Below are 26880 nucleotides of genomic sequence, written 5' to 3'. Positions count from 1 at the left end.
TAAAGAGGCGTAAATTAGGCACAATTTAGTTAGCCAGGTTAACTATATGTTTCAACCCTCTTCCAGATTTCGTTCACTGTTGCTGCGTTGCGCACGACTCATGAGTGATGAAATCAATACTATTTTATTATCCTCCCAACTTAATTATTCCTTATGGCAAGTACTCTATACCATTCAATCCCAACAGCAATGCACGCTGGTTGATATTTCAAGCTATTTAAATGTTTCAAAACCAAGCATTACCAAACGCATCCAGCATTTAAGTGAACTCGACTTAATCTGCCAGATCGAAACCGAAGATAAACGTCAAAAATTATTTAAGCTCAGCGAGCAAGGGGTTAAAACCTTTAACCTGTGTTCCAAACAGATTGATGCTTTTGAAGATCAGTTACTGCAACAGATTGGCGCAGATGATCTACAAAGCAGTAAAAACACTTTGGTACAGCTGATTCAGCAATTACACCCTTCATCTCAGGAAACACCACAATGAGCCAAGATCAAGCCCGCTTATGGACCCCTAATTTCGTCCTGGTCAGTCTGGTTAATTTCCAGCTCGTTTTGGTATTTTACCTGCTGGTGATTGTGATTGTCGGTTTCTCGGTCGCTGAACTGGGAGCATCGACTGCACAAGCCGGTCTGGTATCCGGTCTGTTTATTGTCGGAACGCTAATTGGACGCTTATTTATTGGGAAATTGCTGAATCGTCTAGGACTGAAAAATACCCTGGTGATTGGCCTGACTGGCTTTTTGCTATTTTCCGGACTTTATATGATTCCGGCCAAACTAGAAATGTTATTGGGTATTCGTCTGATACACGGCTTTATGATGGGTATGGCCTCTACTGTACTCGGCACAGTAATTGCGCAAACCATTCCGGCAACACGACGTGGTGAGGGAATTGGCTATTTCAGTATGAGCAGTACGCTCGGTACAGCGATTGGTCCTTTTGTCGGGATCTGGCTGATGACGAATTTTAATTATCAGGTGATTTTTATCTTCACCACTATCGTGGCGCTCAGCTGCCTGATCTGCGGTCTGTTTATCCAGCCGCCGCGTCTTAAAGCGAGTGGTACATCAACTTCATCTGTTCCACAATCTGCCAGTAAGCTCGCTCAATATGTAGAGCCGAATGCCTTGCCGATTGCAGTGATTGTCCTGCTGGTGGCTACCTGTTATTCAGGCGTATTGTCCTTTATTCACTTCTATGCCAAGGACATCAATCTGGTCGAAGCAGCCTCTTTCTTCTTCCTGATGTATGCCTTTGCCATTCTGCTGTCGCGTCCTTTTACTGGCCCATTAATGGACCGTAAAGGTGAAAACATCATTATCTACCCTGCAATCGTGATTATGGCAGTAGGTATTCTGATGCTGAGTCAGGCACAAAACTCTGTGATGTTACTGGCGAGTGCCGCGTTATTAGGTTTTGGTTTCGGTAATATTCAGTCAGTGTGTCAGACTATTGCCGTGAAAAGTACCACCTTGCAACGGATGGGTCTGGCCACCTCAACTTTCTTTATTGCGCTAGATGCCGGTCTTGGTTTCGGACCTTATTTCCTCGGTATGCTGCTGGATCAGGTGGGTTATCGTCAGCTTTATCTATTCTCTGCATTGCTTACCTTTAGCTGTCTAATCTGGTATTACCTGCTGCATGGCCGCAAGGTTAAATCGACCTCAGTCAAAGCTTAAACGAGTTGATTCAATACTTTTTTAAACGGGCATCAAGCCCGTTTTTTATATCTCAACCTTTTTAAATGACGCTTATTTTCATCATTATGAAATATATAGTTTACACAATGTTAAATATATATTACATTTTGAATGATGTTGGAGTAAAGACATGTTAAAGAATGACATCATCGTGTTCCGTGCTAAAAAACGTTGGACACAACAACAGCTTGCTGATGCAGTAGCAGTCAGCCGCCAAACGATTGCTGCATTAGAAAAAGAGAAGTACAACCCTTCCTTGATACTGGCATTCAAGTTAGCAAATGTGCTTGAAACCACGATTGAGGAACTGTTTAGTTATGCTGAGGAAGAAACATGACACTATATTGGTTATTGATGGCTAGTATTTTAAGTATTGTGGTTGCTGTGAAATATATAAAATACGCTTTGAGTGCTCACAGGAAGCCAAAGACGAAAGAGGAACAATGATTTTATTAAAGCAGAAATCATTATCCTATAACATTTTATTTTTGGGGATTAGTTCAGCCTTTTTAATCATCATCGGATTTGATGGCTTCGGACTAAAATGGTTAGAACGTGAAGTTTTCATTTACTGGATCATGTTCACCGGCTTCCTGCAAAGCATCGCCTCAACCATTTATACGCATTATTTACGTAAAGACATCTTTAGCTAATATGTATACCAAGAGAGATTTTCGAATCTCTCTTTTTGTCAAAATCTAGAAACGTCGACTAAAACGACGGCGATACTCTAAGGGTGTTAACCCTGTTTTTTTATAAAATAAACGCCGAAATGAACTTGGATCCTGATAGCCGACATTTTGCATAATCAGATCTATTGCCTGATCGGTTTCCTCAAGACGTTTGCGTGCCGCTTCAATACGAATCGCTTGCAGATACTGGTTCGGTGCAATATTTAGCGCCTGCTTAAAATGTCGGATTAAAGTGCGAGTCGTGACATTAAAACGTTCTGCCAGCGCATTCAAAGTAAATTCTTCATGAAAATGCTGCTCTAACCAGTCCTGAACTTTTTGCACCAGTTCATCATGATGTGGTTGACCGATCTTCATTAATGAATAAGAGAGTTGGCTATCGCGTCGATAATCAATCACAAAGGATTTGGCAGATTGCATGGCAACTTCAAAACCATAGAAACGTTCAATCAGATGCAAGCCTAAGTCAAACCAGGCCAAGCCTCCACCTGCACAGTAAATATTCTGATCCCGGCTAATCATCAGATCGGCATTGAGTTTGACCTGAGGATAACGTGCACGAAACATGTCCTGAAAGCCCCAATGCGTTGTCGCCACACGACCATCTAAAATACCAGCTTCTGCCAGAAAGAAATTCCCGGTGCAGTTTCCAGCGATTAAGGTGGATTGTGCATGAGCAGAAGTTAAAAACTGAATCAAAGCTGGGTTTTGATCTAGCACTTCTTGTATAGGTGCGGCGATGGTCGGCACTACCAGAATATCTGCTGTTTGAATCTCTTGATATGCACAATGGGCTGGTAATTCCAGACCATTAATACAACGAATTGGTTGTCCATCTGGACTGGCGATTCTCACTTTAAACAGGCGTTGTACATCCTGCTGCTGAATCCGGTTCCAGCTCACGCCAGCCATGGCAAATAAATCGACCACACCTGTAATTGCTGAAGCCAAAGCACCATCAAAGCCTAAAATCACTACCTGTTGCATATTTTTCTATTTGTCGCTTTTAACCTGTTTCATGTCATTATTGACAATCCTCCTTGATAAAAGCAACTGCTAGTCTTGATGTTATCTCAAGGATTGCACATTCAGGACCGTACCGTGACTCAGCTGATTAATGATAAAGACCTCAATTTTCTGCTTTATGATGTCTTCAAACTCGAAGCCTTAACTGAACTGGAACGCTATCAGGATCATGATAAAAATACCTTTGATAGCATTCTGGAAACGGCAAAAGGCATCGCGACCGATTATTTTGCGCCGCATAATACCAAGGCTGATCATCATGAACCGAGCTTTGATGGCAAACAGGTGAAGACCATTGATGAAGTAAAAATAGCATGGCAACAATTTGCTGATGCTGGTCTACTCTGCGCCCAGCATGATTACGCAGACGGCGGCATGCAATTGCCGACTTTGGTGAATATGGCCTGCAATGCCTATTTCATGTCAGCGAATCCTTCGACTGTTGCCTACTCTTTTCTGACAGCCGCTGCAGCAAATCTGATTCAAGCCTTTGCCTCTCCAGAACAAAAACAAATGTTCTTGCCGCATATGCTTAGTGGCCGCTTTGCCGGAACTATGGCGATGACCGAACCGAACGTGGGTTCCTCTTTGGGTGATCTGACCACTAAAGCGATTCCTCAGTCAGATGGAAGCTACAAAATTAAAGGCCAGAAAATGTTTATTTCTGGTGGTGATCAGGACATTACTGAAAATATTGTGCATCTAGTTCTGGCTCGTATCCAAGATGCTCCGCAAGGGGTAAAAGGTATTTCCCTATTCATCGTGCCGAAATTCAAAACCAATACAGATGGAACTATAGGTGAATCCAATGATGTACAATTAGCTGGCCTTTTACATAAAATGGGTTATCGTGGCACCACATCAACAGTGCTAAGCTTTGGAGAAAATGACAATTGCTTAGGCTATTTAATTGGTGAAGCAGGACATGGCCTAAAATACATGTTCAAGATGATGAATGAAGCGCGCGTCGGTGTTGGCCTCGGTGCAGCCATGATCGGTTATCGTGGTTATCTGGAGTCTCTGGACTATGCCAAGAACCGTCCTCAAGGTCGTCTGGTTCACGAAAAGACACCTGATGCCAAGCCCGTGAATATCATTGAGCATACTGATGTCAAACGCATGTTATTGGCACAAAAATCTTATGTTGAAGGTGCTTTAGCGCTGTGCTTATTTGCAGCTCGTTTAATTGATGAACATCAGGCTGCACAAGATGAAGAGAGTGCCATTTTGCTGGATCTCATTACACCAGTGGTCAAGTCCTTCCCTTCTGCCTATGGTCCTAAAGCCAATGATCTGGCGATCCAGGTCTTGGGTGGTGCGGGCTATACGCGTGAATATCCGGTTGAGCAATGCTATCGGGATAACCGTCTTAATCCGATTCATGAAGGCACTTATGGGATTCAGTCTCTGGATCTATTAGGCCGTAAACTCTGGCAGCATAATGGCAAAGGCCTGACCCTGCTCATGCAACGCATCCAGAAAACCTTGTCTGAGATTCAGGATAGCAAGTTAACAGAACTGGCAGATGTCTATAAACAGCATCTTGTCACTGTGCAAAAAACCACACAGGTTTTAGGTCAGGCTCTGCATCAAGGCAAAGTTAGTGAAACTTTGGCCAATTCTGGCCTATATCTGGATATGATGGGCAAAACTATTATCGCGTGGTTGTGGCTGGAAATGGCCAATCAAGCTCAACTCAGATTTGGCGCATCTTCTCAACAGGAAGATCAAGCCTTTCTGGCCGGTAAAATTCAGGCAGCCCAATATTTTATTCATTGGGAACTGCCTGAAATTGAACATCAGGCCAAATTACTGATGAACTTCGATGACACCTGTTTGAAGATGCAGAGTGATTGGTTCTAAATAAAACTCAATAAAAAATGCGCCTCGAATGGCGCATTTTTTATTTGTTTACATCATTAAGCTGCAGCGTCTTTTAGACCAAATTTCTTAAGCAGTTTGGCACGTTTCGAAGGCAGTATATTCGCTTTAGTCAGATCGCCTTGATAATGCTGATACACACGTTGATCCATCATCTTGTACCATAATGGTGGAATCAGTGCCGGAATCAGCATAGTGGCATAACCACTTGGTAAATCTGGCGCTTCATCAAAATGTCGCAATGCCTGAAATGGCCGGCTTGGATAGGCATGATGATCCGAATGGCGCTGTAACTGGTACAGGAACAGATTAGTCACGATGTTGTTATTGTTCCAGCTATGCTCGGGCAAGGTCCGCTCATAAGTTCCATCCGCTTTTTGCCCGCGTTTCAATCCATAGTGTTCGATATAATTCACGATTTCAAACAGACTGATACCATAAAAGGCTTGGGTCAGCGTATAAGGAATAATTTTTTTGCCATACGTTTTCAGCATCAAGGCATGATAGCCCGCACTCATGGCCCAGCCATGAAACAGTTCATTCTCCTGACTAAAGAATTTTAAACTTTTACGTTCCAAACGTCTTTTTTCTATCTGAATTGCTGATTTCAAGCCACCAAATACGGTACGTGGCCAGAAACGGTAGAAGGATTCTCTCATTTTCGAAGATGCCGGGTCTTCTGGCGTCGCCACCCGTTTATGATGTCCATAAGGATGCTCAATCCGGAAATGGTTATAGGCCAGTGGCATCAGGCTGGCATGCGACCAGTAATGGTCTTTTTTCTGAGGGCGATGGCTCAGCTCATGTGCAGTATTCACACCGATTCCATTGATCGCCCCCATAGAAACGCCAAGTAGAACCTGATCGACCAGAGAAACATTAGGACGGGATACGACATAGCCTGCAAAAGCATTGGCAGCCATTTGCAATGGGATAAACATCTTCACGATCCGGTCATAATAAGGATCTTTGACCAATGCCTGAATCTGCTCATCATTTGGATTATTGGCATCATCACCAATTAAAGCATCTAATGTTGGGATAATCACATGTAATAATAAAGGCCCACCCATCGCAAAGACTTTTTTAGTGGCTTTGGGGCCAAAATGATAGCCAGCCAGAATTCCCATACCGATCACAGGCAAACCGGGACTCAGCAGCCAGCCAAAACGTTTTTTATCCAGTTGGACACCTTTCAGCGCTGACGCATCCTGCGTGAACTGAGCTTTGCTAATTTGTGCAGGGGCATTCATTGCGACCCTCCTTTTTTATGTTACTCTGCACATATAGTTGAATATTTCAGCATTAGCGAACAGTATTGAACGTCCAGAAAAACTATGTCAGCGTCTTTGGCGCATTAGGCCAAATCTTGGCCTTAAATCACAAGACTGGGCTATTTAAATTTAATTAAATGAATTAAAACAAAAGAATAGAGTCAAGCATGGATGCTTTAAGTAAAATTTTTGATGATATTCATCTGGAAAAATCCGAATATCTCTACCTCAATGTGTTTCATCCAGGCGGGTTTGATTATCAGTATGAACCTTCCATGCTGGCTTATGTATTATTACAGGGTCAAGCGCAATTAATATTCAAAGATGGCGATCTGCTTGAGCTGCAACAAGGCGATCTGGTGTTATTGCCTGCTGGTTCTGCCCATCGGATTTCTAGTCCCGGTAATGCGGATTTTTCTGAACATCATTCGATCAATTCTTATTTTCAGACTCATGCACAGCAATGTGTGGATCTCAATATCACCCATTCAGCAGAACGTAGTTTTATTTTGGCGATTCGTTCCAATCTGGATATCCAGATGGCGAAACCGCTATTGAGTGCTTTACCTAAATATCTGCACATCCAGCATATTCTGGGAGATACAGCACCAGAATGGTTACAAGTTGGTTTGCAATTTCTGGCATTGGAAACCCAGCAACTTCGTCCGGGACGAGACAAAATTCTGGATCATCTGGTCAGTATTTTACTGATTGAATGCGTACGAGATTATATTTTGAATCTGGAAAATGCTTCGAGCTGGCTGAATGCTCTTTCGCATCCTGAACTATCTAATGCCTTGGCAGCAATTCATGGCAAACCAGAACAGCCTTGGACCGTAGAAAGCCTGGCTGAACAATGCCATATGTCGCGTTCCAAATTTGCCCAACTTTTTACCCAGATTGTTGGTGAGCCGCCATTGGCTTATTTACAACAGCATCGACTTCGACTGGCAGCACAATATCTCAGAAATAGCGGATTTAGCATCCAGCAGATCGCCTATCTGGTAGGCTATTCTTCGGAAACGGCGTTTAGTCAAAGCTTTAAAAAACAGTTTGAACAAACCCCGACTCAATATCGTCTTGCCAGTCAGAAAAGCAAGACGCCTTTATTGGACTAAGTCTAGTACCGCTTTGACAGGATCTTCACTGTTGCCGGAAAGCAATTGCTTATGCATAGTAAGATGCTGCATCACCTGAATTTGAGCTGCTTCGATATCCATCAGCTTTTCAATTTCAGCAGCCAGATTTTCAGGCGTTGCTTCAGACTGAATCAATTCCTGAATGACTTTTTTGCCAGCAATAATATTTGGCAATGAGAAATAAGGAATTTTGACCAGCAATTTGGCAATCTGATAAGTCAACCAGTGCAATTTATAAAAAGTTACCATTGGACGATGTAATAGCATGGCTTCCAGTGTCGCAGTGCCTGAAGCTAGCGCAATGATATTAGAAGCATTCATGACTTGGCGGCCAATTTTTGACTCACTACTGGTATTTTCCATCAGGCGGATATGCGCTTTTAAACTGTCCGGATATTGCGCTAACAGATTCTCTATCTGCTGTTTACGCATCTCATTAATGGCGGGAATCAGAAAAATATAATCTGGATATTTCTGATGTAGAATTTTAGCTGCATCCAGTACCAATGGTCCTAAACGTTCAATTTCACCACGGCGGCTACCTGGCAGCAATGCAATATATTTTTGTGCAGGATCTAAACCCAGTTCTGACTGCGCTTCAGCCAGATCATTATTGAGGGGTAACTGGCTTGCCAAGGGATGACCGACAAAAGCTGCCGGAACATCCCATTTCTTGAAAAATGCTTTTTCAAATGGAAATAGGCACAGTACCAGGTCAATACTGGCCTTGATGCCATGTACCCGGCCCTGACGCCATGCCCAGACCGAAGGACTGACATATTGCACGGTCTTAATCGGTAACTGTTTTTGTTTCAGTGTTTTAGATAATCTTAAGTTAAAATCAGGCGCATCAATTCCAATGAAAAGATCGACGGGATCTTTCGTCCAGGTCTCGACCAGACCATCACGAACCGCGAACAGTTTTTTAATATCTTTCAGGACTTCAACAATGCCCATGACCGAGAGAATATCCATTGGATAGTAGCTCTTGAAGCCTTCTGCCAGCATTTGCGGCCCGCCGATCCCTTCAAATTCTGCATCAAAACCCTGCTCTCGAAAACTACGGATGAGCTTCGCACCAAGCGTATCTCCCGATACCTCTCCCACCACGATTCCGATTTTAAGCTTCCGATTTTGCAAGTGTATTCCCTCAAATGAGACCAATTAATTCCGTTCAGATTCTATCATAAAGCGTGATTTGAGCATGACTAAGTGTTGAACTCACAAATCGTGGCTATCTCAAATAATAAAACTACTGGAATCTGGACAATGCTCGCGCCTTAGCCCAGCTTAAAAATTAGAAGTGACCTAAACCGAATGATCTTTAAACAAATAAATAAAAAGGCATTTTGCAGAATCTTTATCAATTTTCGTACTTAGCAATAGAAAGGTGTGCTAGATGATTCAAATTAAAATATAAATCAGGATGAATTACTTTAAATTTTATGGTCTTTATCTCTTTTTAGAATAAGCAAATCAATAATCAAGACAACGACTTATATCTAAAAGTCATAAGATATGCTCGTTTTTTGATTTTGGCATATATGCATGTTTGGTCCGATTGAATTTATTTTAGCAGGTGTATTGGTAGGTTTCTGTGTTGGGATTACCGGTGTCGGTGGCGGTTCGTTGATGACCCCGATCCTGATTACACTGCTTCGGGTTGAACCGCATATCGCGATTGGTACAGACCTTCTTTATGCCGCAATTTCTAAATTCTGTGGTTCATTGGTTCATGCCAAAAAAATGAATATTGTCTGGCCTATTGTCATCTGGCTGGCAATTGGTAGTATCCCTGCCTCATTTGCAACCCATTGGGTCCTTGAGAATTATCTCAGTCAATCGACACATTATAAAGCAACGCTGACTATGGTATTGGGCTTTATGCTGACCCTTACCGGTGCATCTATTGTATTCCGCAATTCCATTGAAAAGTTCTTTAATAAATACCGCAAACAAGAACTGCCTGACATGACTCAGGATCTGGATAAAGTTGATTTTAAATCTGGCAATAAACGTGTATTGATCGTGATCATGGGGATTGTACTGGGCGTGTTTGTGACCCTGTCATCTGTCGGTGCCGGTGCTTTCGGTATTATGGCCTTGATCCTCATGTTTCCGAATTTACCCATGATCCGCATTATCGGTTCGGATGTAGTACATGCCGTACTTCTAACTTTAGTCGCAGGTCTGGGCCATATGAGTGCAGGTAATGTAGACTTTACTTTATTAGGCTGGTTACTTTGCGGTTCGATTCCAGCGATTGTAATTGGTACGTTGATCAGTTCACGTATGCCAGAGAAAATTATCCGTAAAATTCTTGGGATTACCCTGTTCTGTCTTGGCGTGAATTTCATTGTGAATCCAGTCAAGTCAAAACCGGCACAACCCGCCCAACCTGAATTGGTAACAGCAGTAGAAAAAACAGCTGCTGTTTAAACTAAATCATGGATTCATCACTTTTTTTTCAAAGAAGTATTCATCTTTTTTATAACAAAGTGACGCATCATTCATGTTATATTCAGGCTATTAAACAACCTTTTGTATGATCAAACCAGTGACGGCAATGAATACACTACAGTCAAAACCTATTTCAGCATCAGATATTGATGACGTGAATATCCAAAGCATGATTCCTTTGGTAACACCTGCTCAGTTGAAAGCAGAGTTACCTTTGACTGAAACTGCTTATCAAACCGTACTGCATGGTCGTGAAACGATTCGTAATATCCTGGATGGCAAGGATAAGCGTATTTTTGTAGTGATTGGTCCATGTTCAATTCATGATCCAGCGGCTGCGCATGAATATGCTGAACGTTTAAAAGCTTTAAGCGAAAAAGTAAAAGATAGCCTGTATATCGTAATGCGTGTTTATTTTGAAAAACCGCGTACAACTGTAGGCTGGAAAGGTCTGATCAATGACCCTGATATGAATGACTCTTTCAATATTGAGAAAGGTCTGCGTATCGGTCGTAAACTGTTACTGGAGCTGAATGAACTTGGCCTGCCATGTGCAACAGAAGCACTGGATCCAAACTCTCCACAGTACTATCAGGATTTAATTTCATGGTCAGCGATCGGTGCACGTACTACCGAGAGCCAAACTCACCGTGAAATGTCTTCTGGCCTGTCTTCACCAGTCGGCTTCAAAAATGGTACAGACGGCGGCTTAACTGTTGCGACCAATGCAATGCAATCTGTTAAACATGGTCACAGCTTCCTGGGTCTAAATGACCAAGGTCAGGTTGCGGTGATTCGTACTTCAGGGAATCCATATGCACACGTGGTTCTACGTGGCGGTAATGGCAAACCTAACTACGATGCAGGTTCAGTTGCAGATGCTGAGGCAGCGCTTGCGAAAGCCAAAGTCAGCGGCAAGATCATGATTGATGCCAGCCACGCAAACTCAAATAAAGACCCGTACTTACAACCGCTTGTCTTAAAAAATATTACTGAACAAATTCTTGATGGAAACAAGTCAATTGTTGGTATTATGGTAGAAAGTCACCTGAAAGGTGGCCGTCAGGATATTCCTGCCAATCTTTGTGATCTGGAATATGGAAAATCAGTGACTGATGGCTGTATCGATTGGGAGACCACAGAAAAAGTGTTGCTTGACATGCATGAGGCATTGAAGGACGTTTTACCTAATCGTTAAACGAACTGACAAACGCCATCGACAAGATGGCGTTTTCATTTCTGAACAAGGAAAATTTTATCTGATGAATGAAATTGAAACTGCATTAAGTCAAATTGAAAATTTTCAGTTCATCCATGACCATCTGTTCAGCTCTGGTCAGCCGACAACTGAACAACTAAGGTTGATTAAAGAATACGGCGTATCCACCGTAATCAATGTGGCATTAACAGATAGCGATCATCATCTGTTACATGAAGATAAAATTTGTCTTGATCTTGGCCTGAACTATATCCAGTTGCCGATCTCCTGGGAAACCCCTTCGGATAGCCAATGCCTGCTGGTACTGGATCTGATTGATCATCTGGTCAAAGAACAAATGGTCTGGGTACATTGTACGCAGAATTATCATGTCAGCTGCCTGATGTATTTATATCGACAATACTATATGGATATGGACATGCCGACTGCACAGGAATATCTGCATCAGCTCTGGGAACCGAATGAAACCTGGACCGGTTTAATTCATGCGGTTGCCCTACAGCTGCAAGGCCGTAAAGCAACACAGGAACTGGAATTATCCCTGATTCATCCTAATAACTTCGGTTGATGTTATTTGTAATGACTGATCAGAACAGTTGCCATAGACAGAATACCTTCCTGACGACCAGTAAATCCTAATTTTTCAGTGGTTGTGGCTTTAATACTGATTTGAGTCACATCCACATCCAGAACATCGGCAATGCTCTGACGCATTTCCAGATTATGTTTAGCCAGCTTTGGACGTTCACAAGCTACAGTGATATCAGCATTATTCAGGCGATAACCACGATCCAGAATTAGCTGATAGACATGCTTTAACAAGACCTTGCTGTCCGCACCCTTAAACTGCGGATCGGTATCCGGAAAATGTTGACCAATATCGCCCAGTGCTAAGGCACCTAATAAAGCATCACAAAGTGCATGTAAAACTACATCACCATCAGAGTGTGCTTTCAAGCCATGCGTATGTGGAATCTGAATACCTGCCAGAGTGACAAAATCACCTTCTTCAAATGCATGTACATCCAGTCCCTGACCAATACGAATTTGTGCAATCACTTTTATATCCTTTAGAAATAACTAATTGAAATCTTGTACACGACGTTTCTATTTCGCTATAGTTAGACCTAGCGTAACACAGTGAAAGTATAAGCGATCATGCTACTGAAAACTGATATAAATATGATGAAAATAATGGGACTTTTACTCGGTACAGGCCTTTTTGCTAGCAGCATTCATGCTGAATCGCTGGACTGTAGCAGTCATCATAACAATAACGCAGCCATGAAAAAGATCTGCTCAGCCTCTCTAGCTGAACCGCGTGAAAAACTGACAGATCAATATTTTACCGCTTTTCTGATTACAGATGCGCCTGTTCGCTTGTTGCAAGATACCCAGCAACTATGGAGCACACGCTTACAGCAATGTAAAACGCTGGACTGCTTTAAACAGCAATTTGACCAGCGTCTGGATGACCTCAATATTTATATTTCTTTGAATCAGAGCCTGACTCAGCACTATCTCAAGTTTGAACAGGGCCAAATGGCCAAACAGCCGATTCATCTCAAGATTCATCAGCTGACGAAAGACCGCATCAAGATTGAAGGGGTCGCCTACCGTAATCCGAACAATCGTGCAGAAACCCAGACCATTCCTTTTCTGGCTTATACCACGACGGAAACTAAAAGCCAGATTACGGATAATGAGCATGACTGCAAATATACCTTTAACTATAGCAAGGCAATCTTGACGGTCAGTACTGAACAAAAAGGCTGCGAGCGCTTTAGTGGTATTTATCGTTTATATGATTAAACAGCCGACTTTTTTATCTATTGATTTCCTAAATATATATTTAAAAATTTGAACTAGAAATTCCTTTTCCTTATAGGAGAGGTTTTTATAAAGATTCCCTTCCCCCCTAACCTTCTTGCTCAGGTAGAAGGAACTTAATGAATAAACAATTATTTTTTGAGCTTTAAAATAGCCCGCAAACGGGCTATTTACTTAGGCCGGGTAATGCTGAGCTATTTCTTGGCTAATCATAGCTGCGGTTGCCGCTGATAATGTCCAGCCTAAATGTCCATGGCCGGTGTTATAAAAGACACGTTCCTGTCTACCACGACGCACCACTGGCATCATGTTCGGCATCATGGGACGCAGACCTGCCCATGGAACCACATGTTCAGTACACAGATCGAAATTGCGTTGTGTCCAGTCAATTAAAGGCTGAATTCGGTCAACACGAATATCCCGATTATAACCATTAAATTCCGCGGTTCCTGCAACACGTAAGCGGTCTTTACCTAAACGTGACAAGACGATCTTGGCGCTCTCATCTAGCAGACTGACCCAAGGAGCATTTTGCTGACTTTGCTCATCATTCAGCTGTACGGTAATTGAATAGCCTTTTACCGGATAGACATTCACTCGCTCACCCAACAGATCTGCCAACTGATAACTGCTTACGCCTGCACATACCACAATGGCATCCGCCTGAATCTCGAGCACATCTTCAGCATTGGCATGCACATTTTCAGGGCTTGGTCTGCATTTAACCGTAATATACTGTGCTTGGTGATCGACCGCAAATACATCCTGACCAAATTCGAAGTTCACCCCTTTTTTCATACAGGCATTTGCCAGTCCAGTACTGAATTTATGAATATCTCCAGTCGCATCACTCTGGCAATAAAACCCGGCATAATAATCTCCAGTTAATGCAGGTTCAATCTGCTTGATTTCTTCATTGCTGATGGCATTACGTTCCAGACCACCACTACACAACAGATCATTGACCTTAATTGCGACATCATAATCAGCTTTATTATGGTAGAAATGTAGAATTCCGCGCTTTTCCAGATCAAAATCAATCTGCTCAATTTCGGCAATTTCAAACAGACGTTTTCTGGCCAGTAATGCGATTTTTACCGTTTCCCGGGTATTGGTTTCATAGTTTTTAATATGACCTAGAAATTCCATCAGCCAGCTATATTTATGCAGACTAAAAGAAGGATTAAGCAATAGCGGTGCGGTTTTTTGTGACATCCATTTGATGCCTTTCAACACAGTGGCTTTTTGATTCCAGACTTCTGCATTACAGGCAGAAAGTTGCCCGCCATTAGCAAAGGATGTTTCCATCGCGGGATAAAGATGACGGTCAACCACCGTGACCTGATAACCGAGTAAGGCGAGCTCATAAGCTGTTGTTACACCGGTAATGCCTGCCCCCACCACAATAACATGACGCATAGACACCTCTCCTCAATATGTGATGTCTTTCCCATCTGTCATGTGTACCTGAGAGCTTCGGTGACTGCATCATAGCTGTATGCAGCAACCTTCCCCCTTCGGTGAGTGATTCAACACTTCTCTCCAGAGTTTAATATATTATTGCAGTCCTTTTGCCTGAGAGTTTCCTGGGACCTTGCTCCTTCGGCGAATGCAGTAGCATTTCTCTCCTGCAATAATATTTTTATTATCCTGAGCAATTTATATACCATCTTATCGGAGACTACAGTTTTTTATTTATGTTAATTCACGTGATTTAAGTGGTAACGATATTTTCAATAAATTTAGAAGAAATAACACTATCTATTTCAAACGAATTTTAAGATTTTAATTTGGTTTTTTGCCTCATTTTCCTACGTCATGCTGCAATGCAAGGCATTTAAGAAAAGCAATAATGTTAATAATTGCTTAGGCTATTTATAGGATTGATTTAATATTAGACTTTAATATATGACCGACTTTTAGGTACTAAAATTAAATTAACCAGGAAAGAATCAACATGAGAGATCCAGCCGCGACTACCGTTTGCATACTGATAATACTGGCCATGAACTGGCTATCTCCGCCATAGACACGCGTCAGTACATAGGAAGCTGAAGCAGTAGGTAAAGCAAAAAACAACACCAGTACCTGGGTGGTTAAAGGATCAATATCAAATAATTGGCAGACAAAGAAAGCAGCAAGTGGCATTCCTAATAAACGTCCAAAAGTCGCCAGACCTAATGGGAAGATATCTCGCTGGAAGCCTTGGAACTGTAAGGCAGCCCCCACACACATCAAGCCAAGCGGCAAACTGCATAAGGCAATCTGTTTTAAGAATAATTCAAACCCAGCCCAGAGTGATAAGCCTGAAAGATTAAATAGGCCACCCACAAGAGAGCCTAAAATTAAAGGATTCTTTAACAGATCAATCAGGATTTTGAAGATCTGCATATCTGAACTACGGGTAAATGCCAGTACAGATAAAATATTGACCAGTGGAATACACAACACCATCACTACGGCGAAAATGGTCATGCCCTGCTGATGAAATAAAGCATTCACTGCTGCAAGTCCGATATAGGTGTTAAAGCGCAGAAGTGCCTGCACATAGACCCCAAAATGTGCATAGCCAATCTGATAAATCTTGCGCAGTACATATAGAGCAATACTGACCACCGCCATAAGGCTAAAGACCACCAGAATCACATCTTTAATGACTGCCATTTCAATCTTGGCTATGGCCAGATTTAAAAACAGCATGACTGGAAACAGGACAAAATAATTGAGTTTTTCTGCCCCACGCCAGAAACTATCTTCCAGCCATTTCCTTTGTTTTAATACATAGCCCAAAGTAATCAGGCCAATAAGCGGAAACAGTACAGTGAAGATAGTCTGAAACATTGAACAACTCATGATATGGGTTTTGCGGCAATCGCATCCAATTCAATTGCCTGTCAATGAGCAAGGATACAACAACCGACTCGTTTCAGGATAAAAATAGTGGAAAATTCAATGGATAATAAATAAAAAACACTCTCGCTGGCTTTAATTAAAATACGCTTTAAATCCAACTTTCATCTTTTGCAACATTTAGTGCATCATTTTTTAGTCTTTCAAGCTCCTCATAAACCTTTGCATCAAGCTTCGGACGGACTTTTTCAAACTTAACTTTTAACAAATCCAGGCTTCTTAAGAGCATCCTAAAAATGAGTCTCTCACGGCCTAAATCATCTGTTGCCTTAAAAGTTGTTGGATCAATTCTTAAACAGAAATCCATATTTCTACGTTTAAATGAATAAAAAATACGTTCATCAAAACTATCATTTCCCATTATAATTTCAATGCACTTCCATTTATCTATCGGAATATCATACGACTTATTTTGTAGTTGAGCATTTAAGGCATTTTCTACTGCGTTACGTGCTTTATTTTCGAGATCAAGATGATCTTCTGTTAACACTTCCCTACTTAATTCAGCACTTAACCATACTTCCATTCATATATCCTGTCATTATTCTTATTAAACACACTTAGAATCAAAAATGGATTCAAATAACTTAATAAATCTTTTCGAGACTCTTTTCTAAAATCACCAGATTTAAATCTACTAAAGGCTGTCCAACATCTGCATGCAGTGGGTAACTCTCTGTTTTGCCGGTTTGGTGATAACCACGACGCTCATAATACGCGATTAATTCAATGCGAACATTAAGAACAGACATTCTAAGTTTTTTGAAAGGTATTTTTTCTCTGGAGTATTATTCAGCAAAATCTAACAATATTCGACCATAACCTGAATTTTGCCGAACTGAGTCAATAGCAAAACTGCCGATTTCAAAACAATCTGGCAAGTGTGTCAGACCAATGCAACCCACCAGTTGATCATTATTTTCCAAGACATAAAGTTCGAAATCAGGCCGTGCTAAAAGTTCACTTAACTGAGCCTCATTAATTCGATCACCTAAAAAAATGTCATGTTCATGCGTCCAGCCCAAATTAGATCGATAAGCTGTATTGATCAACTTAACAATGCTTTGAATGTCCGTAGCTTGGGCTAAACGAATATTGTTATTTTTCATTTTATAAATATAAAAAAGCCAGACCGAAGCCTGACTTTAATTTCATTTGCTTCTATAAAGCAAATTATTTAGGTTCAATTGGCTCAAACGGCGCAACGACATCGGCATTTTGTGCACGATGGCGCATGAAGTGATCCATCAAAACAATTGCTAGCATCGCTTCAGCAATTGGGGTTGCACGTACACCCACGCAAGGATCATGACGGCCTTTGGTCAGGACATCCGTATCTTCACGATTAATGGTAATGGTTTTACCCGGAGTTGTGATGGAAGCCGTTGGTTTCAACGCAATCGAAACACGAATATCCTGACCGCTAGAAATACCACCCAAGATACCGCCAGCATGGTTCGCCAGGAAGCCATCTGTTGTGAGTTCATCACGGGTTTCATGACCGAACTGCTCAGCGACACTAAACCCATCACCAATTTCCACGCCTTTCACGGCATTGATTGACATCATGGCATGGGCAATATCAGCATCTAAACGATCAAATACTGGTTCACCCCAACCCACTGGCACTTTAGAAGCAATGATCTCAAGGCGTGCGCCACAGCTTGTGCCTTGCTCACGTAATGAAGTTACCAATGCTTCAAAGCGCGGCACCGCATCAACATCACCACAGAAGAACGGGTTATTTGGAACTTCATTCCAGTCCAGTTTTTCTGCTTTTTCAGTACCGATCTGAGTCACATGACCACGGATTTCAATACCGAATTTTTCAAACAGGAATTTCTTGGCAATCGCGCCCGCTGCAACACGCATCGCAGTTTCTCGCGCACTTGAACGCCCACCACCACGATAATCACGGAAACCATACTTCTGGGTATAGGTATAATCTGCATGACCCGGGCGGAAAGTTTGCGCGATATTGCCATAATCTTTCGATTTCTGATCCGTATTGCGGATTAAAAGACCGATTGAAGTTCCGGTGGTTTTACCCTCAAACACACCTGAAATAATTTCAACTTCATCTGGTTCTTTACGCTGTGTTGCAAATTTCGATGTACCCGGCTTACGACGGTCCAGATCCTTTTGCAAATCGGCTTCAGACAGTTTAATCCCTGGTGGAACCCCATCAATAATGGCCATTAAGCCAACACCATGAGATTCACCACAAGTCGTTACACGGAAGAGTTGCCCTATACTATTACCTGCCATGTCAACGACTCCTTATGAATTAACAGATTGAATGAATAAATCACGATATTGACGGCATTGGGCTGCAGTCAGTGCAAAAATACCTGAACCACCACGTTGGAACTGTAACCAGTGGAAATCAACGGTATTGAAGTTTTGCTTCATCGCCCATTCAGAGTTACCCACTTCAATCACGATTAAACCGTCTTCAGTTAGGTAATCAGCTGCTTGAGCCAGCATCTTACGTACTAGATCCAGACCGTCTTGACCAGCAGCCAATGCCAGCTCTGGCTCATGATGGAATTCATCAGGAAGATCAGCCATATCCTCTGCATCGACATATGGAGGATTAGATACGATTAGATCATATTGGTTTTCAGCTGGAATTTTAGCGAACAGATCAGATTCAAGTAACGCTACTTGGTACTGCTTACTGTGATGTTCACAGTTAATCTGCGCCACTTCCAAAGCTTCTTTAGAAATATCGGTTGCATCCACTTCTGAATCCGGGAAAGCATAGGCCAATGCAATCGCGATACAGCCAGAACCGGTACACATATCCAGAATGCGTTGTGGAGTTTTTGGATTCGGGTTTTCTGGCAGGTTATTTACTGCCGCGCCCATTTCACCATTTTCAGTCAGGCAATAAGGAGCAAAGCGGTTTTCAATCAGCTCAACGATTGGCGAACGTGGAATCAGAACACGCTCATCGACATAGAATGGCTTGCCGAAGAAATAGGCCAGATTCAATAAATAAGAGGTTGGAACACGTTCATTAATGCGGCGTTCCAGCAAGCTTAAGAACTCAGCCACTTCGCTTGGCAATAATTTAGAGTCCAGAATTTCAGGATCTGCATTCCAGTCCAGTGACAAGGTTTGTAGAACGAGCGCTGAACTTTCAGCAAAATAATCTTCTGTACCTTGACCTAAGTGCGCATCGTATTGACGTAATGCTGTAACCCCAAAACGAATAAAATCACGAATGGTAGTTAAATTTTCAGCGGCTTCCTGCAAATGTTCAGGGCTAATAGTCGGTCGATCCACTTAAGGCGTCTCCAAGGTCATTTTTTAGAACGCCTTATGATACCTTGTTTTGAGGTCTTTTATAATGCCAAAACCATGAAAAACCCGAATTCTCCATGGTTTATCAATGACAGATCTTCTGGATTTCAGACAGATTAGAATCCTGCTTTTTAAGATTTATCTCTATTTCCGGAAGGACTTATTAACTTAAAATCAGTTTAAGCACCGGCACGATAAGAACGCAATTGATACAAATTCGCCTGATCTTTTACCATCTCCAGCACACATTGACCCTGTTTAATCTGGGCATATTGAGTATTCATGGTCAGCTTGCATTGCTGTGACAGTTTGCGTTCCCACACTGTATGCTGATCACGAATATTATTACGATAACCCGCATTCAATTTCAGATAAGTCTTATAGTTTTTCTTTAGACGTTTATTCTGTGCTTTTAATTCTTTTTTCACACATTTCTGCAGTTTAGCTGTATTGCCATAACTAAAGTTCATGCACTGGGTATATTCCTGAGAATAACCTGTAGCCGCCTGAACCTGTAATGCCATCGTCCCCAAACAACCTGCCATTAATAAACATGCAAAACGCATAGTATCCCCTTCACCAAAACTGGCTTGTTTCCAATCAATATTGAATAATGAATCTTGTTTAAATTATTGCCTGATACTAACTGAGTCCTTGATAAAATCCTATATTTTTCTCGCTTAAAAAGATGTCACAGTTCTTTGGTTGAAACTTGATTTTATGGCCGCATATAATTCGGCAATGATGTCCAAACGAGCCCAGATCTTATGAGCTATAAGCACAACAATCTTATGGCCATGCGCCAGAACTACTGGAATGACCAGTTATCCAGTCAGGTGCAGCAGGAAAAGGTATTTTTACAAACCACATTAATGCAGCAAGGCGTATTTAGTAGCGCGACACCGGAAGATGCCAAAAACCTGTTTTTCAGTTTGCCAAGCATCATTATTGTGAAGGGTTATGCGCTGGGTTTTATGCATGAAACAGTCCAGAACCTAATTCATCAACATATTCAAACAAATAAACAACAGTTACAACAACGATCTGAATTAAAAATTCAATTTCAAATGTCATAATATTCACCCTACACTGGTCAAAACGGCAAGCGATATGCTCTTGCCGAGATTTTCACCGTGAATTCAGCGGCTTAAACTTTTTTAATACGTGCAGACACGGTAATATCCACTACAATGATTTATTCCGCTTTATGCTGATAAAAGGATTGAGTTTACATGTCAGATCAGAACGATAAGCTTAAACAATTGAAAACTTCCTCAATGGATCGACGCTTATCGATCGCAAAGGCATCTTTGCTGGCAGGTACGCGCTGGGCAGCATCCAGTGCGGGTTCTATGTTCTCGAGTGAAGAAGAAAAAGAAAGAAGACGCAAAAAAGCCATGAAAGAACAGGCCGATTATCTGGTTGCAGAAATTGGCAAGCTTAAAGGTTCAATTGTCAAAATTGGCCAGATGATGGCCCTGTATGGCGAACATTTTCTGCCAGAAGAGGTCACTCAAGCCTTAAATACGTTAAATAATAAAACAGTTGCTTTGGCGTGGCCGGCGATCAAAGCCCAATTACAACAGCAATTAGGTTCCAAGCTAGATGATCTGACGGTTGATCATGAGCCCCTAGGTACCGCCTCTTTGGCTCAGGTTCACCGTGCTGTACGCAAGTCAGATGGCATGGAACTGGTGCTTAAAATCCAGTACCCGGGTGTAGCTGAGGCTATTGATTCTGATATGAGCCTGTTTAAGAACATGCTCAAATTGACCCGTATGGTGCCGCAAACCCGTGAATTTGATCAATGGTTCGATGAAGTTCGTGAGATGATGCATCGTGAGGTCAATTATAAAATTGAGGCGGATACGACCCGTCGTTTCTGTAAACGTCTGCAAAATGATCCACGATATATCGTACCGACCATCATCGATAACTATTGTACTGACCGTGTTCTGTGTATGACCTTTGAACGTGGTGTACCCATCAATAGTCCAGTAATGCTGTCTCTACCACAGGAACGTCGTAATAAACTGGGTGAGGCTTCCCTTGAAATCGCAGTACGTGAGATTTTTGAATGGGGTGAGATGCAGACTGACCCGAATTTCGGCAATTATTTGGTACGTCTAGGGGATGGCGAAAATATTCAGGACAAGATTGTGCTTCTCGACTTCGGTGCAATCCGTCAGTTTGACCAGCATCTACTCAATGTAGCGCGTAACCTGATCCAGGCCGGTTATCATCATGATTCAGACATGATGGTGAAAGCCATGACCGGTTATGAATTCTTTGATTCTATTCCGCCTAGCATCAAACCGGATATGGCGAAAGTCTTCCTATTAGCTACAGAAGCCTTCAGCTCGCCAATGAACAATAAAGACTTGCCTCCAGGCGTGATGGATGAACATGACCGCTATAACTGGAAAAAAAGTCAGCTTCATAGCCGTGTGATGCAACAGGCTTCTAAATCCATGGCTTCACGTTATTTCAGTGTACCGCCTAAAGAATTTATGTTTATCAGCCGTAAGTTCATCGGCGCTTATACCTTCATGACAGTGATTGATGCGAAAACTAATGTACGTGCAATGATTAAACGTCATCTCTAATCGACTAAGTTATTATTAGCCTTATATAAGACCCGGATGATTTTGTCATTCGGGTCAATTTTTGATAAAAACCTAATTTTTCTTATTTTATTTTTCTATTTAGTTTCAATATTTTAATTCTTCAAATCCCCTCTTTATTTTAATTATAAATTGACAATGATTCATGTCATTGATGACATGGTTTTTTCTAGAACTGCATGTCAACATCAGGCAAATAAGATAACACCCCGTAGGATAATTAGAATGAACAATATGGTGAACAAAGCACAAGGATTTGGCTTGTCCATCCTGACCAAAGTGGCAGGAAGTGATTTACTCGACCAATTAAAGCTGCGTAAATTTTTAGAAAAATCTCTTTATCAAAGCTCTAAAGCAGGTTTTAAAACACTCAGCCAGACTCAGAAAATCCTGAAATCTGGTCAGAAAATTCAAAGACAACGCTTACCACATCAGTCTAAATCCCTGTTCGATCTGAATCTGACTGAAGAACAGCAAATGACCTGTGAGGCGATGCAGCAGTTTGCCAGTGAAGTCCTTTATCCTTTGGCACATGATGCAGATCATCATGAAATCTTCCCAAAGGAACTCTGGCAATATTCAACTGATCTGGGTCTTAATTTTTATGCGCTGCCTGAAGCTTTAGGTGGTGTAGCTGCAGAACAGAATATCGTCAGCAATGTCCTGATGGCTCAACAGTTGGCTCAAGGTGATTTCAGTCTGACTGCTGGTCTGCTTTCTACCTTTAGTGTGATTAATGCGATTACCCGTTGGGGTTCAGAACAGGTTCAGACTGAGTATTTGACTGCATTTGCCGATGATCCGCATCTTAAAGCCACCTTCGCAGTACAAGAAGCAACAGCTGCCTTTAATCCTTATCAGTTAAAAACTAAATCAACCTCGAATGGAGATCACTATTTAATTAATGGTGAAAAAACCTTGGTGATGCTCGGAGAAACTGCTGATATCTATCTGGTCAGTGCAGATCTGAATGGCAAAACCGAAGTATTTATTGTGCAACGCAATAATACCATTACTGCACAAAAATCTCCGGCTATGGGCTTGAAAGCCACTCAAACTGTGAATCTCAAATTTAATAACACACCGGCACAACGCTTGGGAGATGACGATTTTGATTACACCGCTTTTCTTGATCTAGGCAATTTAATGTGGTGTGCCATGGCGGTCGGTACCTGTGAAGCGGTTAAAAAATACTGTGTGCAATATGCCAATGAACGGACAGCCTTTGGTGAACCAATTTCCCATCGGCAAAGTGTAGCTTTTATGATTGCAGATATGGCGATTGAAATTGATGCCATGCAAATGCTGATCCTGAATGCCGCCAGTCTTGCAGAATCTGGTCAAGACTTTCATCGAGAAGCTTATCTGGCCCGTCTGCTCTGTGCAGAAAAATCCATGAAAATTGGCACAGATGGCGTACAGATTCTCGGCGGACATGGCTTCACCAAAGAACATCCGGTAGAACGCTGGTATCGGGACTTAAGAGCAACAGCAATCGTACATTCTGGCCTTCATGCCTGAGCAAAGAATAAGGAAAAAAATAAATGAACTTGCAAAATCCTAAAAAATTCAAATTGCTGATTGATCAGGCACATGAAGTTGCCCTGAATGTACTCCGCCCTATTTCACGCAAGTATGACAAAGCTGAACATGCTTATCCGAAAGAGTTGGATATGCTTGCCTCTGTCGTCGATGGTATGAACCAAGGCAGCGAAGGCATGAATGCAGGAGCTGCGGTCAATAAACGCGGTGATAGCGATGAAAGCAATAAAAATGGCGTAAATATGTCCACTGCACTTAGTATTGTCGAAATGTGTTATGGTGATACCGGACTGCTTTTATCCATGCCGCGTCAAGGGTTAGGAAATTCAGCCATTGCTGCCGTTGCTAATGACGAACAGTTGCAACGCTTTCATGGTATATGGGCAGCGATGGCGATTACTGAACCAGGCTGTGGTTCGGATTCAGCTGCCATTCGTACCACTGCCATTAAAGAGGGTGATGACTATATCCTCAATGGTGAAAAAATCTTTGTCACCTCTGGCGAACGTGCAGATGCGGTTGTGGTCTGGGCGACTTTGGATAAAAAACTTGGCCGTGCTGCGATCAAGTCCTTTGTCGTACCCAAAGGCACACCCGGCATGAAAATCGAGCGTCTGGAACATAAGCTAGGTATTAAAGCCTCGGATACGGCTGCAATTAGTTTTATCGATTGTCGTATACCTGCTGCTAATTTACTTGGACATGCTGAAATTGATGTGGCTAAAGGTTTTGCTGGTGTGATGGAAACTTTTGATAATACCCGTCCACTCGTTGCAGCGATGGCAATTGGTTGCTCTAAAGCTTCTTTAGAGAGAATCAAGGAAATTTTTAAGGATCAGCTAGACCCTGAGTACAATACGCCTTTTTTACAAACATCGAATATTGCAGCGCAGATTTATCGTATGGAAGCCGAATGGGAATCTGCCCGTTTATTAATGTTAAAAGCTGCGTGGATGGCGGATAATCGTAAGCCTAATTCCCGTGAAGCTTCTATTGCTAAAGCCAAGGCGGGTCGTATCGCGAATGAAATCACTTTGAAGTGTGTCGAATTAGCAGCGTCTGTAGGCTATAACGAGGCAGAACTTTTAGAAAAATGGGCACGTGACTCCAAGATTCTAGATATTTTCGAAGGAACTCAACAGATCCAGCAACTGATTATTGCTCGACGTGAACTAGGTAAATCTTCAAGTGAATTAAAATAATAAAAAACTGGAAATACCGCTTCATTAAAGAATGAATCAACAAAAAGGATAGATTTTTTATGATTTTCGGTCTATAAAATTTCCATCCTTCTTTATGTCATAATCTATGTATTCTATTCGTCCTCTACAACCTCAAGATAATGCTCAAATTGCCAAGATTATTCGTGAAGTTTCCGTAGAATTCGGGCTTGCAGCAGAGTCCGGCTTTGCTGTCGGTGATTCAATTTTGGATAACCTGTATGAAGTATATCAGCAGCCAAATGCAGCTTATTGGGTCATTATCGATGAGCAGGATCAAGTCTTTGGTGGCGGAGGTATTGCGCCATTACAGGGTGATCAGAGTATTCTAGAAATACAGAAAATGTATTTCTTACCCATTATTCGTCGTTATGGATTTGCAAAAAAGATTTTAAATCTGACCTTTGACTTTGCTCATGAGCAGAACTTTAAACGAATCTATCTTGAGACTACTGCAAGTCTTTGGCAGGCAGTGAAGCTTTACGAAAAATTAGGTTTTGAACATCTCGATCATCCCGAAGGCAATACAGGTCATAGTGCAGCTTGTGAAATCTGGATGCTAAAAACTTTAGACTAAGCTTTCTTGTGCATCTAAACACATACACTTTAAAGAAAAGCCTGAGATACAAATTCGACTGTTAATTGGCTTTTCTTTAAACAATTCTTCATAAAAAATTCATTATTCAATAAAATCTAATTTGTCTTTGTAAACAAATCATCTAATTTCTTGACGATTTTCATACATCTTCCTAAGATCAATCTAATTTTAAAAATACAGGGAAGCTGAAAGTTGTTGGGCAAATTTTCTGGCAAAAACTATTCATTATTAAAGGTCTTAAATCCTACTACTTTAAAAATTGGGATACTTGGTTTAAGTACAATATTAATAAGTGCTTGCTCCTCACTAGGAGGTAATTCCTTAGAAAAACGCTCTGCTAAACTGTCTCAAGGAATTCAGACTGCATATGCTGTGCCTGCGATAACTGCTACTCGCGTTTCACCTTTAATTATTCAAAATGCCGAAAGACATAGTCTAGATCCCTTGCTAGTAGCAGCCGTGATTCGACAGGAATCTACCTATCGCAGTCAGGTCGCTTCACCTGCAGGTGCTGTGGGTCTTATGCAAATTGTTCCGCGTTATTGGCAATCTACATGTGGACCTGATTTATTTAATGAAGCAATAAATATTGGATGTGGGAGTTATATTCTGTCACGTTATCAGGAATCTAGTGGCAGCCTAGAAAAAGCGCTGGGCTATTATAATGTAGGCCCTACTGCCTATGAGAAAGATCGGAAAATGCGTAAACAAGGCAAAAAATATGCTAAAGAAGTTTTAACGCACCAGAAGCAACTTAAAAAATCGATGTAATTAGAACGTACTAATGATTAATTAAATGCATTCCAGAAATATTAATCCATAAATAAAAAGGCTTAAATTTATTTAAGCCTTTTTCTATTTCATCTTTATTTTTTCTATAAAAAAAGCCCCCTGCGTGAGCAGAGGGCTTTTGGAATAATGAGCTGGCGATGACTTACTCTCACATGGGAGACCCCACACTACCATCAGCGCTAAGAGGTTTCACTTCTGAGTTCGGGAAGGGATCAGGTGGTTCACTCTTGCTATGGTCGCCAGCACAACTGGTATGCTTACTCGCTATGGTCTTATCTACGTTGCTTGCGCTTCGTTTGCCTAGCTTTCTTCAAATAGAATGCATTAACAGATGTATCTGAGTTCTTGCAAGTAGAACTAAGCAGTGCTTAATTATACTCTCATTTGTTCGATTAGCTTAACTAAATCAAGTTTTTGTCTGATCATTAGATCAATATGAAATCAATTGATGCTTTATATACAACTGCTTGGGTGTTGTATAGTCAAGCCTCACGAGCAATTAGTATTGGTCAGCTTCATGCATCACTGCACTTCCACATCCAACCTATCAACGTCGTAGTCTTCAACGGCTCTTTAGGAGACATAAAGTCTCGGGGAAATCTTATCTTGAGGTAGGCTTCCCGCTTAGATGCTTTCAGCGGTTATCCCTTCCGAACA

At 41.7% G+C, this 26880-nt stretch carries 26 protein-coding genes, 2 rRNA genes, 1 pseudogene and 1 riboswitch; of the genes and pseudogenes, 16 read left to right on the top strand and 13 right to left on the bottom strand.

The features are described from left to right. Positions 1-46 precede the first annotated feature (46 nt). The 4 genes from ACEWB7_RS01550 to ACEWB7_RS01535 all read left to right on the top strand — a co-directional run bounded on the left by ACEWB7_RS01550 (position 47) and on the right by ACEWB7_RS01535 (position 2360). A complete protein-coding gene (locus tag ACEWB7_RS01550) occupies positions 47-490 on the top strand; it encodes a MarR family winged helix-turn-helix transcriptional regulator (RefSeq protein ID WP_312157574.1) in 444 nt (147 codons plus the stop codon). Further along, positions 487-1686: an MFS transporter gene (locus ACEWB7_RS01545; RefSeq protein ID WP_312308725.1), complete on the top strand. Its 1200-nt coding sequence runs from the start codon at positions 487-489 to the stop codon at positions 1684-1686. The genes ACEWB7_RS01550 and ACEWB7_RS01545 overlap by 4 nt, the downstream gene beginning before the upstream one ends. A 151-nt stretch (positions 1687-1837) precedes the next feature. Beyond that, positions 1838-2044 (top strand): helix-turn-helix transcriptional regulator, encoded by a 207-nt coding sequence (locus tag ACEWB7_RS01540; RefSeq protein WP_005235867.1) that lies wholly within the window; start codon positions 1838-1840, stop codon positions 2042-2044. A 106-nt stretch (positions 2045-2150) separates the two neighbouring features. Continuing rightward, entirely contained in the window at positions 2151-2360 is a 210-nt protein-coding gene (locus ACEWB7_RS01535) for a hypothetical protein (protein ID WP_312308721.1), read from the top strand. Between the two features lie 45 nt (positions 2361-2405). Here ACEWB7_RS01535 and ACEWB7_RS01530 read toward each other — a convergent pair whose 3' ends face one another. Continuing rightward, positions 2406-3386: a GlxA family transcriptional regulator gene (locus ACEWB7_RS01530; RefSeq protein ID WP_312308718.1), complete on the bottom strand. Its 981-nt coding sequence runs from the start codon at positions 3384-3386 to the stop codon at positions 2406-2408. Between the two features lie 78 nt (positions 3387-3464). On the opposite strand from ACEWB7_RS01530, the gene ACEWB7_RS01525 reads away from it, so the two are divergent. Continuing rightward, the gene (locus ACEWB7_RS01525) at positions 3465-5288 is read left to right on the top strand and encodes an acyl-CoA dehydrogenase (protein WP_312308748.1); all 1824 of its coding nucleotides are present in this window, start codon (positions 3465-3467) and stop codon (positions 5286-5288) included. 56 nt (positions 5289-5344) lie between these two features. Here the strand turns inward: ACEWB7_RS01525 and ACEWB7_RS01520 are convergent, their stop codons facing one another. Beyond that, entirely contained in the window at positions 5345-6559 is a 1215-nt protein-coding gene (locus ACEWB7_RS01520; RefSeq protein WP_312308715.1) for an alkane 1-monooxygenase, read from the bottom strand. A 188-nt stretch (positions 6560-6747) separates the two neighbouring features. Between ACEWB7_RS01520 and ACEWB7_RS01515 the strand changes: the two genes are divergently transcribed. Next, entirely contained in the window at positions 6748-7698 is a 951-nt protein-coding gene (locus tag ACEWB7_RS01515) for an AraC family transcriptional regulator (RefSeq protein WP_312308714.1), read from the top strand. Here ACEWB7_RS01515 and lpxB read toward each other — a convergent pair. Beyond that, a complete protein-coding gene (lpxB, locus tag ACEWB7_RS01510) occupies positions 7687-8859 on the bottom strand; it encodes a lipid-A-disaccharide synthase (RefSeq protein ID WP_411580359.1) in 1173 nt (390 codons plus the stop codon). The two genes, ACEWB7_RS01515 and lpxB, sit on opposite strands and share 12 nt — an antisense overlap. A 408-nt stretch (positions 8860-9267) precedes the next feature. On the opposite strand from lpxB, the gene ACEWB7_RS01505 reads away from it, so the two are divergent. The 3 genes from ACEWB7_RS01505 (at position 9268) to ACEWB7_RS01495 (ending at position 11966) form a co-directional block, all read left to right on the top strand. Beyond that, positions 9268-10158, top strand: coding sequence for a sulfite exporter TauE/SafE family protein (locus tag ACEWB7_RS01505; protein ID WP_208462255.1), 891 nt, complete (start codon positions 9268-9270; stop codon positions 10156-10158). Between the two features lie 127 nt (positions 10159-10285). Further along, entirely contained in the window at positions 10286-11377 is a 1092-nt protein-coding gene (locus tag ACEWB7_RS01500) for a 3-deoxy-7-phosphoheptulonate synthase (RefSeq protein WP_125278643.1), read from the top strand. Between the two features lie 64 nt (positions 11378-11441). Beyond that, a complete protein-coding gene (locus tag ACEWB7_RS01495) occupies positions 11442-11966 on the top strand; it encodes a protein tyrosine phosphatase family protein (protein WP_125278644.1) in 525 nt (174 codons plus the stop codon). A gap of 2 nt (positions 11967-11968) precedes the next feature. On the opposite strand, the gene ispF is transcribed toward ACEWB7_RS01495, so the two are convergent. Continuing rightward, positions 11969-12457, bottom strand: coding sequence for a 2-C-methyl-D-erythritol 2,4-cyclodiphosphate synthase (gene ispF / locus ACEWB7_RS01490; protein ID WP_034171374.1), 489 nt, complete (start codon positions 12455-12457; stop codon positions 11969-11971). Positions 12458-12556: 99 nt separating this feature from the next. Between ispF and ACEWB7_RS01485 the strand changes: the two genes are divergently transcribed. Then, positions 12557-13210 (top strand): hypothetical protein, encoded by a 654-nt coding sequence (locus ACEWB7_RS01485; RefSeq protein WP_312308713.1) that lies wholly within the window; start codon positions 12557-12559, stop codon positions 13208-13210. A gap of 192 nt (positions 13211-13402) precedes the next feature. Here the strand turns inward: ACEWB7_RS01485 and ACEWB7_RS01480 are convergent, their stop codons facing one another. The 7 genes and pseudogenes from ACEWB7_RS01480 to ACEWB7_RS01450 all read right to left on the bottom strand — a co-directional run bounded on the left by ACEWB7_RS01480 (position 13403) and on the right by ACEWB7_RS01450 (position 20013). Continuing rightward, on the bottom strand, positions 13403-14647 hold the full coding sequence (locus tag ACEWB7_RS01480) for a D-amino acid dehydrogenase (RefSeq protein WP_312308712.1): 1245 nt from the start codon (positions 14645-14647) through the stop codon (positions 13403-13405). A gap of 134 nt (positions 14648-14781) precedes the next feature. Further along, a riboswitch (glycine riboswitch) is annotated at positions 14782-14869 on the bottom strand. Between the two features lie 291 nt (positions 14870-15160). Next, entirely contained in the window at positions 15161-16069 is a 909-nt protein-coding gene (locus ACEWB7_RS01475; RefSeq protein WP_312308710.1) for an AEC family transporter, read from the bottom strand. A 160-nt stretch (positions 16070-16229) separates the two neighbouring features. Further along, a complete protein-coding gene (locus ACEWB7_RS01470; protein WP_312308709.1) occupies positions 16230-16664 on the bottom strand; it encodes an Imm44 family immunity protein in 435 nt (144 codons plus the stop codon). Between the two features lie 61 nt (positions 16665-16725). Next, positions 16726-17247: pseudogene (locus ACEWB7_RS01465) on the bottom strand (GNAT family N-acetyltransferase). A gap of 64 nt (positions 17248-17311) precedes the next feature. Then, a complete protein-coding gene (gene aroC, locus ACEWB7_RS01460) occupies positions 17312-18406 on the bottom strand; it encodes a chorismate synthase (RefSeq protein WP_180014728.1) in 1095 nt (364 codons plus the stop codon). Between the two features lie 12 nt (positions 18407-18418). Continuing rightward, positions 18419-19429, bottom strand: coding sequence for a 50S ribosomal protein L3 N(5)-glutamine methyltransferase (prmB, locus tag ACEWB7_RS01455; protein WP_104426049.1), 1011 nt, complete (start codon positions 19427-19429; stop codon positions 18419-18421). Positions 19430-19626: 197 nt separating this feature from the next. Continuing rightward, complete coding sequence (locus tag ACEWB7_RS01450; protein ID WP_312308706.1) at positions 19627-20013, bottom strand: lysozyme inhibitor LprI family protein; 387 nt, start codon at positions 20011-20013, stop codon at positions 19627-19629. 201 nt (positions 20014-20214) lie between these two features. On the opposite strand from ACEWB7_RS01450, the gene ACEWB7_RS01445 reads away from it, so the two are divergent. From ACEWB7_RS01445 to ACEWB7_RS01420, 6 genes are all read left to right on the top strand, one after another. Then, on the top strand, positions 20215-20523 hold the full coding sequence (locus ACEWB7_RS01445; RefSeq protein ID WP_312308704.1) for a hypothetical protein: 309 nt from the start codon (positions 20215-20217) through the stop codon (positions 20521-20523). 156 nt (positions 20524-20679) lie between these two features. Next, complete coding sequence (locus ACEWB7_RS01440) at positions 20680-22053, top strand: ABC1 kinase family protein (RefSeq protein WP_005235905.1); 1374 nt, start codon at positions 20680-20682, stop codon at positions 22051-22053. A 252-nt stretch (positions 22054-22305) separates the two neighbouring features. Next, on the top strand, positions 22306-23592 hold the full coding sequence (locus ACEWB7_RS01435; protein WP_312308746.1) for an acyl-CoA dehydrogenase family protein: 1287 nt from the start codon (positions 22306-22308) through the stop codon (positions 23590-23592). A gap of 23 nt (positions 23593-23615) precedes the next feature. Continuing rightward, entirely contained in the window at positions 23616-24815 is a 1200-nt protein-coding gene (locus tag ACEWB7_RS01430; protein WP_312308701.1) for an acyl-CoA dehydrogenase family protein, read from the top strand. Positions 24816-24921: 106 nt separating this feature from the next. Then, entirely contained in the window at positions 24922-25410 is a 489-nt protein-coding gene (locus ACEWB7_RS01425) for a GNAT family N-acetyltransferase (protein WP_166138223.1), read from the top strand. A 213-nt stretch (positions 25411-25623) separates the two neighbouring features. After that, positions 25624-26202 carry a lytic transglycosylase domain-containing protein gene (locus tag ACEWB7_RS01420; protein ID WP_166138226.1) on the top strand — a complete coding sequence of 193 codons (579 nt, stop codon included), beginning with the start codon at positions 25624-25626 and terminating at the stop codon, positions 26200-26202. A gap of 150 nt (positions 26203-26352) precedes the next feature. On the opposite strand, the gene rrf is transcribed toward ACEWB7_RS01420, so the two are convergent. Next, positions 26353-26467, bottom strand: a 5S ribosomal RNA gene (gene rrf / locus ACEWB7_RS01415). Positions 26468-26701: 234 nt separating this feature from the next. Then, positions 26702-26880 (bottom strand): 23S ribosomal RNA (locus ACEWB7_RS01410); the annotation flags it as partial.

This window comes from Acinetobacter sp. NIOH-H-8, assembly GCF_046635365.1.
GTDB lineage: Bacteria > Pseudomonadota > Gammaproteobacteria > Pseudomonadales > Moraxellaceae > Acinetobacter.
The sequence above is the reverse complement of the archived record's forward strand: the minus strand, read 5'-3'. Positions and strand labels throughout refer to the sequence as shown.

Bases quoted from the DNA above. Each gene is read 5' to 3' on its own strand.
- ACEWB7_RS01430 (WP_312308701.1), top strand. From the start codon at position 23,616: ATGAACTTGCAAAATCCTAAAAAATTCAAATTGCTGATTGATCAGGCA.
- ACEWB7_RS01520 (WP_312308715.1), bottom strand. From the start codon at position 6,559: ATGAATGCCCCTGCACAAATTAGCAAAGCTCAGTTCACGCAGGATGCG.
- ACEWB7_RS01530 (WP_312308718.1), bottom strand. From the start codon at position 3,386: ATGCAACAGGTAGTGATTTTAGGCTTTGATGGTGCTTTGGCTTCAGCA.
- ACEWB7_RS01425 (WP_166138223.1), top strand. From the start codon at position 24,922: ATGTATTCTATTCGTCCTCTACAACCTCAAGATAATGCTCAAATTGCC.
- ACEWB7_RS01500 (WP_125278643.1), top strand. From the start codon at position 10,286: ATGAATACACTACAGTCAAAACCTATTTCAGCATCAGATATTGATGAC.
- ACEWB7_RS01515 (WP_312308714.1), top strand. From the start codon at position 6,748: ATGGATGCTTTAAGTAAAATTTTTGATGATATTCATCTGGAAAAATCC.
- ACEWB7_RS01525 (WP_312308748.1), top strand. From the start codon at position 3,465: ATGTTATCTCAAGGATTGCACATTCAGGACCGTACCGTGACTCAGCTG.
- ACEWB7_RS01480 (WP_312308712.1), bottom strand. From the start codon at position 14,647: ATGCGTCATGTTATTGTGGTGGGGGCAGGCATTACCGGTGTAACAACA.
- ACEWB7_RS01450 (WP_312308706.1), bottom strand. From the start codon at position 20,013: ATGCGTTTTGCATGTTTATTAATGGCAGGTTGTTTGGGGACGATGGCA.
- ACEWB7_RS01495 (WP_125278644.1), top strand. From the start codon at position 11,442: ATGAATGAAATTGAAACTGCATTAAGTCAAATTGAAAATTTTCAGTTC.
- ACEWB7_RS01535 (WP_312308721.1), top strand. From the start codon at position 2,151: ATGATTTTATTAAAGCAGAAATCATTATCCTATAACATTTTATTTTTG.
- ACEWB7_RS01435 (WP_312308746.1), top strand. From the start codon at position 22,306: ATGGTGAACAAAGCACAAGGATTTGGCTTGTCCATCCTGACCAAAGTG.
- ACEWB7_RS01445 (WP_312308704.1), top strand. From the start codon at position 20,215: ATGAGCTATAAGCACAACAATCTTATGGCCATGCGCCAGAACTACTGG.
- ACEWB7_RS01470 (WP_312308709.1), bottom strand. From the start codon at position 16,664: ATGGAAGTATGGTTAAGTGCTGAATTAAGTAGGGAAGTGTTAACAGAA.
- ACEWB7_RS01550 (WP_312157574.1), top strand. From the start codon at position 47: ATGTTTCAACCCTCTTCCAGATTTCGTTCACTGTTGCTGCGTTGCGCA.
- ACEWB7_RS01440 (WP_005235905.1), top strand. From the start codon at position 20,680: ATGTCAGATCAGAACGATAAGCTTAAACAATTGAAAACTTCCTCAATG.
- ACEWB7_RS01485 (WP_312308713.1), top strand. From the start codon at position 12,557: ATGCTACTGAAAACTGATATAAATATGATGAAAATAATGGGACTTTTA.
- ACEWB7_RS01505 (WP_208462255.1), top strand. From the start codon at position 9,268: ATGTTTGGTCCGATTGAATTTATTTTAGCAGGTGTATTGGTAGGTTTC.
- ACEWB7_RS01540 (WP_005235867.1), top strand. From the start codon at position 1,838: ATGTTAAAGAATGACATCATCGTGTTCCGTGCTAAAAAACGTTGGACA.
- ACEWB7_RS01475 (WP_312308710.1), bottom strand. From the start codon at position 16,069: ATGTTTCAGACTATCTTCACTGTACTGTTTCCGCTTATTGGCCTGATT.
- aroC (WP_180014728.1), bottom strand. From the start codon at position 18,406: ATGGCAGGTAATAGTATAGGGCAACTCTTCCGTGTAACGACTTGTGGT.
- ACEWB7_RS01545 (WP_312308725.1), top strand. From the start codon at position 487: ATGAGCCAAGATCAAGCCCGCTTATGGACCCCTAATTTCGTCCTGGTC.